Raw genomic sequence first — 14,136 nt, 5'->3', positions numbered from 1 at the left:
GGCCGTCGATGATCCGGACCCGCAGACCGCATGGATAAGGTTCTTGCGGACCTGGGCTGGACCGCGTTCTTTGCCGATCAGGCCGAAGGACGGGACGGCACGCCGGCCCGGATCCGCTCGGTCCATCGCAAGCAGGTCGCGGCACTCGGCCCCGACGGTCCGCTCGATCTTGCGCTCGATCCCGGGACCTCCGCGGCAGAGATCGCGGTGGGCGACTGGGTGCTCTGCGATCCCGCCGCCGCCAGTCTGCTGACCCGGCTCGACCGCGCGACGACGCTGCAACGCGGGCGCGAATACGCCACCGGCGCGCGCCAGTTGATCGCGGCGAACCTCGACACGCTCTTCATCACCACGTCCTGCAATGCCGACTTCAACGTGGCCCGGCTGGAGCGTTACCTGTCCTTGGCCCATGACGCGGGCATCACCCCGGTGATCCTGCTGACGAAGGCGGATCAGGCCGAGGATTCGGCCGCCTACATCGCGGAGGCGCGGGCGCTGGGCCCCGACCTGCCGGTCGTGGCGCTGAACGCCAAGGGCGCCGACGTGGCGACGATCCTCGCCCCCTGGTGCGGGCCCGGGCGCACCGTGGCGCTCGCCGGATCCTCCGGCGTCGGCAAGACGACCCTGACCAACGCGCTGACCGGCGGACAGGCCGCGACGCAGGAGATCCGCGAGGACGACGCCCGCGGACGCCACACCACCACCGGGCGCAGCCTGCACCGCCTGCCGCAGGGCGGCTGGCTGATCGACACCCCCGGCATGCGCGGGCTGGGCGTGGCGGATGTCGCCGCCGGTATCGACGCCACCTTCCCCGAGATCAGCGCCCTCACCGACCAGTGCCGCTTTCGCGACTGCAAGCACGAGGGCGAGCCGGGTTGTGCCGTCCTCGCCGCCGTCGATGCGGGCCGGATCGACGCAGACCGCCTGCGCCGGTACAACAAGCTGCGCCGAGAGGACGAGGTCGCCACGGAAACGGTCGCCGAATCCCACGCCCGCAAGAAACGGCTGTCCAAGAAGGTGAACGCCGCCGTCCGGACCAAGAAGAAACGGCGCTGACACCCCCGCGCGTTCCCGCAGGCCCCTGCCCCGCCCGCTGCCCGTGGTTGCCCTGCCCGCGGGCGGGGCGTAGTCTTTGCCCGATCCCATCCGAAGGCGCCCCATGACCGACCAGCCCGCCTACCAGGTGCTTGCCCGCAAGTACCGGCCCGAAACCTTCGCCGACCTCGTCGGTCAGGACGCGATGGTGCGCACGCTCAAGAACGCCTTCGAGGCCGACCGCATCGCGCAGGCCTTCATCATGACCGGCATCCGGGGCACGGGAAAGACGACCACCGCCCGGATCATCGCCAAGGGCATGAACTGCATCGGTCCCGACGGAAACGGCGGCCCCACGACCGAACCCTGCGGCGTCTGCGAGCATTGCGTGGCCATCATGGAAGGCCGCCACGTCGACGTGATCGAGATGGACGCCGCCTCCAACACCGGCGTCCAGAACATCCGCGACGCGATCATCGAGACGGTGAGCTACCGCGCGGTCTCGGCTCGCTACAAGATCTTCATCATCGACGAAGTGCACATGCTCTCGAAGTCGGCCTTCAACGCGCTTCTCAAGACGCTGGAGGAACCGCCCGCCCACGTGAAGTTCATCTTCGCCACGACCGAGATCCGGCAGGTGCCCGTCACGGTGCTCTCGCGCTGCCAGCGGTTCGATCTTCGCCGGATCGAACCAGAGGTGATGATCGGCCTGCTGCGCCGCATCGCGGGCGCCGAAGGTGCCGAGATCTCGGACGACGCGCTGGCGCTCATCACCCGTGCCGCCGAAGGCTCGGCCCGCGATGCCACCTCGCTGCTGGACCAGGCGATCAGCCACGGCGCGGGGGAGACGACGGCAGACCAGGTCCGCGCCATGCTGGGACTTGCCGACCGCGGGCGGGTGCTGGACCTCTTCGACATGATCCTGCGCGGCCAGGCGGCAGAGGCGATGACCGAACTCTCCGCGCAATACGCCGAAGGCGCGGACCCGATGGCGATCCTGCGCGACCTGGCCGAGGTCACGCACTGGGTCAGCGTCATCAAGATCACCCCCGACGCGGCCGAGGACCCCACCGTCGGGCCGGACGAGCGCACCCGCGGGCTGTCTATGGCTCACGACCTGCCGATGCGCGTGCTCAGCCGCATGTGGCAGATGCTCTTGAAAGCGCTGGAGGAAGTCGCCCAAAGCCCCAACGCCATGATGGCCGCCGAAATGGCCGTGATCCGCCTCACCCACGTGGCTGACCTGCCCACGCCGGAGGAGCTGGTGAAAAAGCTCAAGGATGCGACCCCGCCCCCCGCCGGTCCCGGCGGCGGTGGCGGTGGCGGCGGCGGCGGTGCGCGCCCGGCGGGGCCCGTCTCGGCGTCCGTCTCGCAGCCGCCCGCGCCGACCCACGGCGGCCCCTCGGGCCCCTCGGCCAGTGCCGCCCCCCAACTCGCGACCGAGGCGCTCGCGCATTACGCCCGCTTCGAGGATGTCGTCGAGCTGATCCGCTACCACCGCGACGTGAAACTGCTGGTCGAGGTGGAGACCGGCCTGCGGCTCGTCTCCTACCAGCCCGGGCGTATCGAGGTGAACCCGACCGACGACGCGGCCGCCGACCTGACCCAACGGTTGGGTGCGCGGCTGCAGGCCTGGACCGGAAACCGCTGGGCCGTCATCGTCAGCGCAGCCGAGGGCCGGCCCACCATCGCGGAAGTCCGCGACACCGCCCGGCGCGAGGCCGAGGCCAGCGTGCTGGCCCATCCCCTGATGCAGCAGGTGCTGGCCGCCTTTCCCAAGGCCCGCATCAAGTCGATCGAGACGGAAGCCGACCGCGCCCGCGAAGCCGCAGAGGACGCCCTGCCGGAGGTCGACGAGGAATGGGATCCCTTCGACGACGACTGACCTTGCGGGACCGCCGCCCCGGCCATACCTGTCAGACAACACCAAGAGGAGTGAGACGGATGCTCAAAGGACTAGGCGGTCTTGGCGACATGGCCAAGATGATGAAGAACGCGCAGGAGATGCAGGCCAAGTTCGCCCAGGCCCAGGAGGACATGGACGGCATCACCGTCACGGGCGAATCCGGCGCGGGCCTCGTCAAGGCCACCGCCACCGCCAAGGGCGAGTTGACCGGCCTCGACATCGACCCCTCGATCTTCAACGGCGACGAGAAGGAAGTGGTGGAGGACCTGATCCTCGCCGCGATCAAGGACGCGCAATCGCGCGCCGCCGAGCGGGCGCAAGCGGAAATGGCCAAGATCGCCGAAAGCATGGGCCTGCCGCCGGGCATGCAGATGCCGTTTTGAGCGCGCCCTCCCTTCATCTGGCCAAGAAAACTCCCGCCGGAGGCGCGGCTTACACAGTAAGCCGCTAGATGTCCGACACCCCGCCCGACATCGAGGAATTGATCGCGCTCATGGCCAAGCTCCCGGGCCTCGGTCCCCGCTCGGCCCGCCGTGCGGTGCTGCATCTCGTGAAGAAACGTGCGCTGCTGCTGACTCCGCTCGCGGACGCGATGACGCAGGTCGGCGCCACCGTGCGCGAATGTCTCAACTGCGGCAACATCGCCACGGCCGACATCTGCGAGATCTGCACCTCCAACAAGCGCGCCACCGGGCAGATCTGCGTGGTGGAGGACGTCTCGGACCTCTGGGCGATGGAGCGCAGCGGCGTCTTCCACGGGCGCTATCACGTGCTCGGCGGGACGCTTTCGGCGCTCGACGACGTGGGCCCCGAGGATCTGCGCATTCCCCGCCTCATCGACCGCATCGCCGCGGAGGACGTGACCGAGGTGATCCTGGCACTGGGGGCCACCATCGACGGCCAGACCACGGCCCATTACATCGCCGACAGCCTGCCGGGCGTGAAGGTCACCACCCTCGCCCAGGGTGTTCCCGTCGGCGGAGAGCTCGACTACCTCGACGACGGAACGATCACCGCCGCGCTGAATGCGCGCAGGACGATCTGATCCCGCCCCTGCCGACCGCGACGCGAAAGGCCCGCCGGATCGCTCCGGCGGGTCTTTGCCTCGAGTGCAGCCCGCTTACGGCTTGGAGCGCATGTCGCTGTCGTCGTCCGTCTCGTCCTCGTCGTCATTGCGCGCATCGGCGTCGTCGGGCAGGTTGAAGAAACTGTCCGCGTCGCTCACGTCGCGGGTGTCCTCGACCTCCTCCTCGGATTCGGTTTCCGTCTCGCTCAGGCTGAAGGTCTCGAGCCCGGCCATCGAGGCGGGGATCTTCGGCTCGGACGGATCGGCGCCAAGACTGCTTTCGGTCGACACCAGCTTGCGCCGTTCGTCGTCGGTCATCGCCAGGCCTTCGGCCGCGCGCTTGGCGTTGGCCTTCTGCACGGCGGCGTCCAGCTCGGACTGCTTGCACAGGCCCAGCGCCACGGGGTCGATCGGCTCGAGGTTGTTGATGTTCCAGTGCGTGCGCTCGCGGATCGCCTGGATCGTGGGCTTGGTGGTGCCCACCAGCTTGGAGATCTGGCTGTCCGCCAGCTCGGGGTGGAACTTCACCAGCCAGAAGATCGAGGCGGGCCGATCCTGGCGCTTGGAGAGCGGCGTGTAGCGCGGACCGCGGCGCTTTTCCTCGCCGACGGCGGCCTTGTAGAACTTCAGCTTGAGGTTATGCGACGGGTCGGCCATGCCGCGATCCAGCTCTTCCTGGGTCAGCTGGTTGTTGGCCACGGGATCGAACCCCTTCACGCCCTGGGCCACGTCCCCGTCCGCGATGCCCTGCACTTCCAGCTCATGCATGCCGCAGAACTCGGCGATCTGCCGGAAGGTCAGCGTGGTGTTGTCGCACAGCCAGACGGCGGTCGCCTTGGCCATGATCGGTTTGTTTTCTGCCATCGTCCTATCTCCTGTCTGGACAAGCCTGTCCCGGGCCCTTGAAGGGGCGGACCGCGGGGGCCGGGTTCACATTGTCGGGGAACTTGGGTGGTATATAGTCAGATGAGCCGAACTTGGAAAGACCGCAAATGTATCGCTGGATCGCCGCCGCCGCCCTGGCCGCGCAGGGGGCCGCGGCCGACACGCCCGGGGACTTCGACTACTACGTTATGGCCCTGTCCTGGTCGCCCAACTGGTGCGACAGCGTCGGCCGCGCGCGCAACTCGCCACAATGCGCGCCGGGGGCGGATTACGGCTGGGTGCTGCACGGGCTCTGGCCCCAGCACGAGGTGGGCTACCCCGCCGACTGCCAATCCGCCTATCCCCCACCCTCGCGCCGCGACACCGCAGAGATGGCCGACATCATGGGCACCGCAGGCCTGGCCTGGCACCAGTGGAACAAGCACGGCAGTTGTTCGGGATTGTCCTCTCAGGCCTATTTCGCCCTGTCCCGCGCGGCCTTCGACAGCATCGAGATTCCGCAGGCCTTCCGCGCCCTGAACCGGGACGTGACCCTGCCCGCCCTGCTCATCGAAGAGGCGTTCCTGGACACGAACCCCGATCTCACCGCCGACGGCGTGACCGTCACCTGCCGCGGCGGCGCGATCCAGGAAGCGCGGATCTGCCTGACGAAGGACCTGAAACCGCGCGACTGCGGGATGGACGTGATCCGCGACTGCACCTTGCCCAGCGCCGCCTTCAGCGCCATCGACTGACGTCGGACCCTATTGCACGAAGGGCCCGGGATCGAGCGCTTGAAGGGCCTGCGTGGCTTCGACAGGTTTCTTGCCGGCGCGCTGCAACCGGGTGATGCGCACCGCACCGGTCCCGCAGGCCACCGTCAGCCCCTCCAGCACCTGACCCGGCTCGCCTTCGCCGTCCGCGACCGTGCTGCCCAGCAGCTTGACCCGTTCGCCGCCGATCTCGCACCAGGCCCCCGGCGCCGGGGAGAGGCCGCGGATATGGGCGTCGACCTCCGCCGCGGGGCGGGTCCAGTCCACACGCGCCTCCGATTTGTCGATCTTGGCGGCGTAGGTCACGCCCTCTTCCGGTTGCGGCGACTGGCGCAACTCCGGCAAGGCGGCGAGCGCCTCGACGATCAACCGCGCGCCGATCTCGGACAAGCGGTCGTGCAACTCGCCCGTGGTCTCGCTCTCTCCGATGGGCGTGGCCTCGCGCAGCAGCACAGGCCCGGTGTCGAGGCCCGCCTCCATCTGCATGATGCAGACGCCCGACTGGCTGTCGCCCGCCATGATCGCCCGGTGGATCGGCGCCGCCCCCCGCCAGCGCGGCAGAAGCGAGGCATGGATGTTCAGGCAACCATTCTTGGGCGCGTCGAGCACCGCCTGCGGCAGGATCAGCCCGTAGGCCACGACCACCGCGAGCTCGGCCCCGAGCGCCGCGAAATCCTGCTGCGCCTCTGCCCCTTTGAGGGAGACCGGATGGCGGACGGACAGGCCCAGTTCCTCGGCGCGCGCCTGCACGGGGGAGGCGCGTTCGCGCTTGCCGCGCCCGGCAGGACGTGGTGGCTGGGTGTAGACCGCGGCGATCTCATGCCCTGCCTCGAACAGGGCATCGAGGGCCGGGACGGAAAAAGCGGGCGTGCCCATGAAGACGATGCGCATAAGGAACCTCCTGGAGGGTGACCTAGCGCAGGACGACCCGGGGGACGAGGGTCGCCAACGCAAAGAGTGCAACGGCCGCGCAGACGATCGTGGGCCCGGTGGGCGTGTCCAGCGCCAGCGATCCGCCGATGCCAAGCCCCGCCGACGCGATTCCGATACCGGCCGCGATCAGGGCCATGCCTTCCGGGCTGCGCGCCAGGTGCCGCGCACCCGCCGCCGGGATCACCAGGAGCGCCGTGATCAACAGCGCGCCCACCACCTTGATCGCCACCGCCACGACGGCGGCCAGCAGCAGGGTCAGGACCAGCTTCTCGCGCCGGGGATCGACGCCGGACGCCGACGCGAGATCCGGGTTCAACGTGGCGATCAGCAAGGGCGACCAATGCCACCAAAGCACCGCCAGGACCGCCCCCGCCCCGGCCCAGATCACGCCGACGTCGCGCGCGCTGACGAAGAGCACGTCGCCGAAGAGGTAGCTTTCCAGGTCGATCCGCGCGCCCGACAGCAGGGCGACCGCCACCAGACCGAGCGCCAGCGCGCCATGGGCCAGCACGCCCAGGATCGCGTCGCTGCTTTGCCGCCGGTCGTCCAGCCGGTGGATCGTCAGTGCGACGACCAGCGCCACGGCCCCGACCCCCAGCGTGACCGACAGGTTGAACGCAAGCGCCAGTGCCACGCCCAGGATCGAGGCATGCGCCGTCGCATCGCCGAAGTAGGCCAGCCTGCGCCAGACCACGAAACAGCCAAGCACGCTTGCCGCCAGCGCCGTCCCGACCGAGGCCAGCGCCGCGCGCACCAGAAAATCGTCCAGCATCTACTGCGCCGCCTCGTGATGGTGATGATGGTGGTGGTCATGATCGTGCCGGTAGAGCGCCAGCGCCCCGCCGGTGCCGGTGCCGAACAGCTCCCGGTAGGCCGGCGCGGCCGAGACGACCTCCGGCGTGCCTTCGCAGCAGATGTGCCCGTTGAGGCAGATCACCCGGTCCGAGGCGCTCATCACCACGTGCAACTCGTGGCTGACCATCAGCACGCCGCAGCCGAGGTCCTGCCGGACCTGCTCGATCAACTGGTAGAACTGCGCCGCCCCGGGCTGGTCGAGGCCCTGCGTCGGCTCGTCGAGGATCAGAACCTGCGGCCGGTTCAGGATCGCGCGGGCCAGCATCGCGCGCTGGAACTGGCCGCCGGACAGATCCGCCATCTGCCGCTTCGCCAGATGGGCCACGCCGCACCGGGTCATCGCGGCCTGCGCCTCGGCCTTGGCGGCCGGTCGGGGCAGATCGAGGAACCGCCGGACCGTCAGGGGAAGCGTCGCGTCGATCGCAAGCTTCTGCGGCACGTAGCCGATCCGCAGGTCGCGGGCGCGCGTCACCCGTCCCCGGCTGGGCGTCAGCGCGCCGATGAGCGTGCGCAGCAAGGTCGACTTGCCCGACCCGTTCGGCCCGACGAGGGTCACGATCTCCCCCGCCGCGATAGACAGGGAGACATCCCGCAGGATGTCGTTGCCATTGAGGCGCACGGCAAGGTCCGCACCGCTCAGCAAGGTCATGGGGCGGGCTCCTGGCAGGCGGGGCAAAGCCCCTCGGCCTCGATGACCGTGCGTTCGATTTCAAAGCCGCTGGCCCGCGCCGCGTGGTCGAGCGGCGTGGCCACGGTCGATTCATGCACGCTGCGGCAGGTGCGGCAGATCATGAAGGCCGGGTCGTGCGCGTCCTCTGGCCGGGCGCAGGCGACGAAGGCGTTGAGGCGCTCGATCCGGTGCGCCAACCCGTGTTCCACGAGGTAGGACAGCGCGCGGTAGACGACCGGCGGCTGATCACCCAGGCCATCGGCCTTGAGCCGCGCCAGGATGTCGTAGGCCCCCATGGCCGCGTGGCTTTCCAGCAGGATTTCCAGCACGCGGCGCCGCACGGGGGTCAGCCGCAGATCCGCCCGCTCCGCATGGGTCATCGCCGCGGCGATGCAGGATCGGTGATCATGTGCGTCGAAGGTCGAAGCCAAGGCTTGCCATCCCAGAAGTGTTATAACATATCACTGCGTAGCCGATTCACCCCTGACCCGCAAGAGGTTCCATGACACGTCTCAAGCTTCTCGGCACCGTAGCTGCCGCAACGTTCGCCCTGCCCGCGCAGGCCGAAGTCCCGCGCGTGATCGCCGACATCGCCCCCGTCCACAGCCTCGTCGCACAGGTTATGGACGGCCTCGGCACGCCCGACCTTCTGATCGAACCCGGCACGGATGCGCACAACCTGACACTGCGCCCCACCGTTGCCCGACAGCTCGACGCGGCAAACCTGGTCGTCCGGGTCGGCCCCGAATTGACGCCCTGGCTGGAAGATCCCCTGTCCAGCCTCGCCTCCGACGCGGAGATCCTGACCCTGCTGGACACCGACGGCTGGACCCCGCGCATGTATGCCGAAGCCGATGCGGCCCATGATCACGCAGAGGGCGAAGACGATCACGATCACGATCACGACGAAAAGCATGACCACGACCATGCCGACGCGGATCATGATCATGAAGAGCACGACCACGCGGACCATGATCACGGAGATCACGACGACGATCACGACCATGACCATGCTGCCGAAGGCGGTGAGGATCACGCCGTTGAGGAGGCCCACAACCATGATCACGACCATGACCATACCGGCCTGGACCCGCATGCCTGGCTCGACCCGCAGATCGCGGTCGTCTGGGTCGGTGCGATCCGCGATGCGCTGATCGAGGCGGATCCCGAGAACGCCGGCATCTACACCCAGAACGCTGACGACGCCACGACCCGGCTTGCGACCCTGGAAGAAGACGTGGCCGAGGCCTTGCCCGGAAGCGCGCGCGGCACCTGGCTCGCCCCGCATGACTTCATGGGTTACTTCGGCGCGCGCTTCGACACGCCCTCGGCCGCGGCGGTGGCCGAGGGCGACGCGGCGGCCCCCGGCCCCGGCCGTGTCGGCGACCTGCGCGAAATGGTCGAGGACGGCACCGTGACCTGCGTCCTGACCGAGAGCAACACCAACGAGAACCGGGCCGCGACGCTGACCGAAGGCACCTCGGCCCGCACCGGCTTCGTCAACGCGACCGGCGCGGGATTGACACCGGGGCCGGACCTCTACTCCGACCTGCTACAGCAGATCGCCGCGACCCTGGCCGAGTGCACGGCGTCCTGACCAAGCCCTGACCGGGGCCCCTCCTCGGGGCCCCGACTATCCGCTAGCCGCCGAAGAGCCCGGTGAGCGCGCGCTGCACGAGCCGCGTGACGGAGGGGCGCTTCACCGCCTGGAACGGCAGCGGGCGACAGACCTCCACGGCGGCCACGCCCACCCGGGCGGTCAGGGCACCGTTCACGATCCCCTCACCGAAGCGGCGGGAAACCTTCGACATAAGCCCGCCACCGGCGACCGACTGGATCATGTCGTCGCCCACCGCCACGGCCCCGGTCGCGACCAGGTGCGTCAGCACCGTGCGCACCAGCCGCAGGCTGCCCAGCGTGCCGGAGCGTCCGCCGTAGATCTCGGCGATGCGCCGGATCATGCGGATGTTGGCCGTCAGCGCCGCGAAGACATCCGCAAGCGCCAGCGGCACCACCGCGGTCACCAGCGCCACCTGCCGGGCGGCGGCCTGCACCTCGGCCAGCGCACGGGTGTCGAGCGGCACCAGCAGGCTGCGTTCGGCCAAGTTCAGCAAACCGTCGGCATCCAGCACCTCCGCCCGGCGGTCGGCCAGTTCCGCGCGGCCCCAGGCGGTGTCCTCCCGCTTGGCGTAGAGCGTGGCCAGATCGTCGACCACCCCCCGCGCTTCCTTCAGATCCCCTTCCAGGTGCGCCTGGGCCGCCCGGGTCTGGACGCGGTCGATGCGTCCCAGCCGGACGAAGGCCATGACCTCGCGGATCGCGATGGCCGCGCAGACGCACAGGAACAGCACGACGAGGGCGGCGAAGAACATGCCCAGAAGCGGCGAACGGTCGATCAGGTGACCGAGGTAGCTCCACGTCGCGAGCGAGATGGCGAAGCCGATCAACGTCAGCAGCAACGACCAGAACCAGCGCACCAGCGGGTTGCGTCGCCGCGCCGCGATGGCCGCGACGGTCTGCATCGCGGCCCCCTGCGGCGCCTCGTCCTGGATCGCGGGGGCGGTGGCGGGCGTGACCTTCGACGGCGCGTCGAGGTCGATGAGCACGGGCCCCTTCACAGCCGGTCCCCGATCAGGAACTCGGCGGCGCGGTCCAGCCGGATGTGCGGCGGCCCCTCGCCCGGGTCCAGCGTCAGCGTCGCGGGGGCGAAGCGCATCACCTTGTAGTCGCCGATCCCCCAGGCGTCGGCCCCGTCGCGCGCGGGCGACAGCAGATGCGACGGATCGGTGGGCAGCAGCCCGGGGTAGAAGGCGGCCTCCTTGCCGCTGTCCAGCAGGCGACCGCGCACCACGTCGAGTGGGCCGTCGCGATGATCGACGGTCTCCTCCACCGTGGTGCGCAGGGCGGCGATCGACAGCGCCTCTGTCGCGGCACCGGCGAAATCCGCGCGGTCGCGGGCATCGCGCAGCAGCGCCTTGGTCAGCGCGGTCAACTGCGGGTGCTGAGTGTGATGCAAATGGTCGGCCTTGGTGGCGGCGAACAGGATCTTCTCCACCCGGCGGCCCTGGAAGATGCGCGAGATGAAGCCGTTCTTGCCCGGGTTGAAGGCGGTCAGGATCTCGGCCATCGCCTGGCGCAGGTCATGGAGCGCGCGGGGGCCTGCGTTGATCGCCCCCAGCACGTCGACCAGAACCACCTGCCGGTCGATACGCGAGAAATGGTCACGAAAGAAGGGGCGCACGACGTGGCGCTTGTAGGCCTCGAACCGGCGGTCGAATTCCCGCGCGAGCGACCCGTGCGGGGCCGTGCCGGGCGGCAGCGGCGCAAAGGTCAGCACCGGGCTTCCGGCCAGATCGCCCGGCAGCAGGAACCGCCCGGGCGTGCAGTCCGAGAACCCCTCCGCCCGCGCGGCCTGCAGATGGTCGGTATAGGCCTGCGCCAGCTTCTGCGCATGTGGCTCGTCGAGTTTCGCGGTCGGGTCGGTTTCGGCCAGGGCCCGCAGGAACGCCGCCCCCTTGGGACGCCGCTCGGCCCGGCCCAGGGCGGCGGCGGACCAGGTGGCGAAGTCCTGCTCGAGCAGGGCAAGGTCCAGCAGCCATTCGCCGGGGTAGTCCACGATGTCGAGATGCACGGTACGCGGCCCCTGGATCCCCGCCAGCATGCCGGAAGGCTGGACCCGCAAGGACAGTCGCAATTCCGAGATATGGCGCGTGCCCTCTGGCCAGCGCGGGTCGCGGGCGGTCAGTTGCGACAGGTAATTCTCGTAATCGAACCGCGGCAGCGTATCGTCGGGCTGCGGCTGCAGATAGGCCGCCTGGATCGCCCCCGTGGCGGCCGCGCGCAGTTGCGGCATGCGGCCCCGGTTCATCAGGTTGGCCACCAGCGAGGTGATGAAGACGGTCTTGCCCGCCCGGCTGAGCCCGGTCACGCCGAGCCGGATCACCGTGTCCTGGAACGGGGCCGTCAAGGGGCGCGTCACGGCGCCCGCCACGTTGCCCACGCCACGCGCGATCTGGTCGGTGAAATCGGTCAGGCCCACGGGGGTGTCTCCTTCGGCAACCCCTGACAGATAGGGGCTGCGGGGTCGGTTGTGTAGTTGATTTCGCCGACCACCGGGCTTACCCCGCCGCCATGCCCCGATTTGCCCTGAAACTGGAATACCACGGCGCACCCTTCGCCGGTTGGCAGCGGCAGGCGGATCAACCCTCGGTGCAGGTTGCCGTCGAGGCGGCGCTCGCCCGGCTGGAACCCGGCCCCCATACCATCGCCGCCGCCGGGCGGACGGACGCGGGCGTCCACGCGACGGGTCAGGTGGCGCACTGCGACCTCGCCCGCGACTGGGATCCGTTCCGCCTGTCGGAGGCGCTGAACCATCACCTCAAGCCGCATCCGGTCGCGGTGCTGGACTGCGCGCGGGTGCCGGACGGTTGGCACGCGCGTTTCTCGGCGGTGGAACGGCGGTATCTGTTCAAGCTGATCGCCAGACGCGCGCCGCTGACGTCCCAAGCGGGCACCGCCTGGCGGGTGAACCACCCGCTCGACGCCGCGGCCATGCAGGAGGGCGCGAACCACCTGCTGGGACGGCACGATTTCACGACTTTTCGCGCGTCCCTCTGCCAGGCCGACAGCCCGGTGCGCACGCTCGACGAATTGCGGATCGAGGAACGACCGGCCCACGCGGGCCAGCTTTTCCACATCCACGTCCGCGCGCGCTCCTTCCTGCACAACCAGGTCCGCAGTTTCGTCGGCACGCTCGAACGGGTGGGCGCGGGGCACTGGCCTACGTCCCGCGTCCGCGACGCGCTGGAGGCGCGCGACCGCAGCGCCTGCGGGCCGGTCTGCCCGCCGCACGGGCTCTACCTCGCGGGCGTGGGCTATCCGGACGATCCGTTCGACGCGGAAACCTCCCTGCGCTGAACGGCAAGGTCCGGCAGTTCAAGGACCTCGTTCCGGAACGCCCTGCCTACCATACGTCAAGCAACCCGCCCCTGTCGCAGCGGACCGATGGCCCGTGCCGGATCACGTCGGCCCGAAGTTCGACCCGTAGAAGCGCAACCAGTTCTCGCCCATGATCCCGTCGATCGCAGCACGGTCGAGACCTGCCCCGACCAGCCCGTCCTGGATCCCGGTGAAATCGCGGTTGTCCCAGAACCATGTCGGCATCTTGGGAAAGGCCGGGGGACCCTCGTCGTTCCCCGCATCCTCCGCCCGCTTGGTCCATTTGCCGTTGCGCATCCAGCCCGCGACGCTGTCGGGCTGACCCTGGCACAGGGCTGAGCCCAGGCCGATCTGGCGCGCCCCGTAGCGGTCCACGAGGTCCACGACCATGCCGCAGAAACTGTCCAGCGTGCAGTCCGCTTCCCCCTTCAGATGCCGGGGGTGCAGCGACAGGCCCAGCATCCCGCCGGAGGCCATTAGCGCGTCCAGCACCGCGTCCGAGACGTTGCGCCGCGCGGGATACCAGCCCGCCGGGTTGGCGTGGGTGATCGCGATGGGACGCTGCGAATGCTCGATCGTCTCGAGCGTGGAGCGTTCGCCCGAATGGCTCATGTCGATCACCAGGCCCACGCGGTTCATCTCGCGCACCGCCTGGTGGCCGAAGCGGGTGAGGCCGGTGTCCTCCTCCTCGCGGCAGCCCGACGCCAGAAGCGACTGGTTGTCGTAGCTCAGCTGCATGAAGCGCAGGCCAAGCTGGTGCAGGATCTCGATCAGGCCGATGTCGTCGCCGATCGGCGTGGGGGTCTGGCTGCCCAGCACGATCGCGGTGCGCCCGGACGCCCGCGCCGCCCGCACATCAGAGGCGCTGGTCGCCCGCATGATCAGGTCGCCGTGGTCCTCGAAGCGGCGATTCCAGAGCGCGAGCTGGTCGATGCAGGCCTTGAAATCTTCGTGATAGGCGACGGTCACATGGACGGCATCGACGCCGCCGTCGCGCATCTGCTGGAAGATCCGCCGGGACCAGTTCGCGTATTGAAGGTTGTCGATCAACATGACGTGGGCAGATAGCCTTCCCGCGGCACACGTAAACGGCGAT

The 14,136-nt window shown here is 69.4% G+C and carries 15 protein-coding genes; 7 read left to right on the top strand and 8 right to left on the bottom strand.

Going from position 1 to position 14,136, the window contains the following annotated elements; all coding sequences use genetic code 11:
• Positions 1–30 precede the first annotated feature (30 nt).
• The 4 genes from rsgA (at position 31) to recR (ending at position 3,986) form a co-directional block, all read left to right on the top strand.
• Entirely contained in the window at positions 31–1,056 is a 1,026-nt protein-coding gene (rsgA, locus tag EU805_RS10035; protein WP_129763847.1) for a ribosome small subunit-dependent GTPase A, read from the top strand.
• Between the two features lie 103 nt (positions 1,057–1,159).
• Positions 1,160–2,920: a DNA polymerase III subunit gamma/tau gene (locus EU805_RS10030; protein ID WP_129763846.1), complete on the top strand. Its 1,761-nt coding sequence runs from the start codon at positions 1,160–1,162 to the stop codon at positions 2,918–2,920.
• 59 nt (positions 2,921–2,979) lie between these two features.
• Positions 2,980–3,324, top strand: coding sequence for a YbaB/EbfC family nucleoid-associated protein (locus EU805_RS10025; protein ID WP_129763845.1), 345 nt, complete (start codon positions 2,980–2,982; stop codon positions 3,322–3,324).
• A gap of 68 nt (positions 3,325–3,392) precedes the next feature.
• On the top strand, positions 3,393–3,986 hold the full coding sequence (recR, locus tag EU805_RS10020) for a recombination mediator RecR (protein ID WP_129763844.1): 594 nt from the start codon (positions 3,393–3,395) through the stop codon (positions 3,984–3,986).
• 75 nt (positions 3,987–4,061) lie between these two features.
• On the opposite strand, the gene EU805_RS10015 is transcribed toward recR, so the two are convergent.
• On the bottom strand, positions 4,062–4,871 hold the full coding sequence (locus EU805_RS10015; protein ID WP_129763843.1) for a DUF1013 domain-containing protein: 810 nt from the start codon (positions 4,869–4,871) through the stop codon (positions 4,062–4,064).
• A gap of 128 nt (positions 4,872–4,999) precedes the next feature.
• On the opposite strand from EU805_RS10015, the gene EU805_RS10010 reads away from it, so the two are divergent.
• A complete protein-coding gene (locus EU805_RS10010; protein WP_129763842.1) occupies positions 5,000–5,626 on the top strand; it encodes a ribonuclease T2 in 627 nt (208 codons plus the stop codon).
• 9 nt (positions 5,627–5,635) lie between these two features.
• Here the strand turns inward: EU805_RS10010 and fmt are convergent, their stop codons facing one another.
• Genes fmt through EU805_RS09990 form a run of 4 tightly spaced genes read right to left on the bottom strand, consistent with a single transcriptional unit; the run spans position 5,636 to position 8,482 of the window.
• Positions 5,636–6,535, bottom strand: a complete 900-nt coding sequence (gene fmt / locus EU805_RS10005) for a methionyl-tRNA formyltransferase (protein WP_129763841.1) — start codon at positions 6,533–6,535, stop codon at positions 5,636–5,638.
• 22 nt (positions 6,536–6,557) lie between these two features.
• The gene (locus EU805_RS10000; protein WP_129763840.1) at positions 6,558–7,349 is read right to left on the bottom strand and encodes a metal ABC transporter permease; all 792 of its coding nucleotides are present in this window, start codon (positions 7,347–7,349) and stop codon (positions 6,558–6,560) included.
• Positions 7,350–8,081, bottom strand: a complete 732-nt coding sequence (locus EU805_RS09995; protein WP_129763839.1) for a metal ABC transporter ATP-binding protein — start codon at positions 8,079–8,081, stop codon at positions 7,350–7,352.
• The gene (locus EU805_RS09990) at positions 8,078–8,482 is read right to left on the bottom strand and encodes a Fur family transcriptional regulator (protein WP_129764085.1); all 405 of its coding nucleotides are present in this window, start codon (positions 8,480–8,482) and stop codon (positions 8,078–8,080) included. Before EU805_RS09990 ends, EU805_RS09995 begins: the two co-directional genes overlap by 4 nt.
• A gap of 122 nt (positions 8,483–8,604) precedes the next feature.
• Between EU805_RS09990 and EU805_RS09985 the strand changes: the two genes are divergently transcribed.
• Positions 8,605–9,699 (top strand): zinc ABC transporter substrate-binding protein, encoded by a 1,095-nt coding sequence (locus EU805_RS09985; protein ID WP_129763838.1) that lies wholly within the window; start codon positions 8,605–8,607, stop codon positions 9,697–9,699.
• 43 nt (positions 9,700–9,742) lie between these two features.
• On the opposite strand, the gene EU805_RS09980 is transcribed toward EU805_RS09985, so the two are convergent.
• On the bottom strand, positions 9,743–10,708 hold the full coding sequence (locus EU805_RS09980; RefSeq protein ID WP_242494116.1) for a YcjF family protein: 966 nt from the start codon (positions 10,706–10,708) through the stop codon (positions 9,743–9,745).
• Positions 10,709–10,716: 8 nt separating this feature from the next.
• Positions 10,717–12,141 (bottom strand): YcjX family protein, encoded by a 1,425-nt coding sequence (locus tag EU805_RS09975; protein ID WP_129763836.1) that lies wholly within the window; start codon positions 12,139–12,141, stop codon positions 10,717–10,719.
• A 92-nt stretch (positions 12,142–12,233) separates the two neighbouring features.
• On the opposite strand from EU805_RS09975, the gene truA reads away from it, so the two are divergent.
• Complete coding sequence (gene truA / locus EU805_RS09970) at positions 12,234–13,019, top strand: tRNA pseudouridine(38-40) synthase TruA (RefSeq protein ID WP_129763835.1); 786 nt, start codon at positions 12,234–12,236, stop codon at positions 13,017–13,019.
• A 102-nt stretch (positions 13,020–13,121) separates the two neighbouring features.
• Here the strand turns inward: truA and EU805_RS09965 are convergent, their stop codons facing one another.
• Positions 13,122–14,093, bottom strand: coding sequence for a membrane dipeptidase (locus EU805_RS09965; protein WP_129763834.1), 972 nt, complete (start codon positions 14,091–14,093; stop codon positions 13,122–13,124).
• Positions 14,094–14,136: the final 43 nt, after the last annotated feature.

The organism is Salipiger sp. IMCC34102, assembly GCF_004145405.1.
Lineage (GTDB): Bacteria > Pseudomonadota > Alphaproteobacteria > Rhodobacterales > Rhodobacteraceae > Loktanella.
Note: the sequence above shows the minus strand (reverse complement) of the source record. Positions and strands in the feature narration are given on the sequence as shown.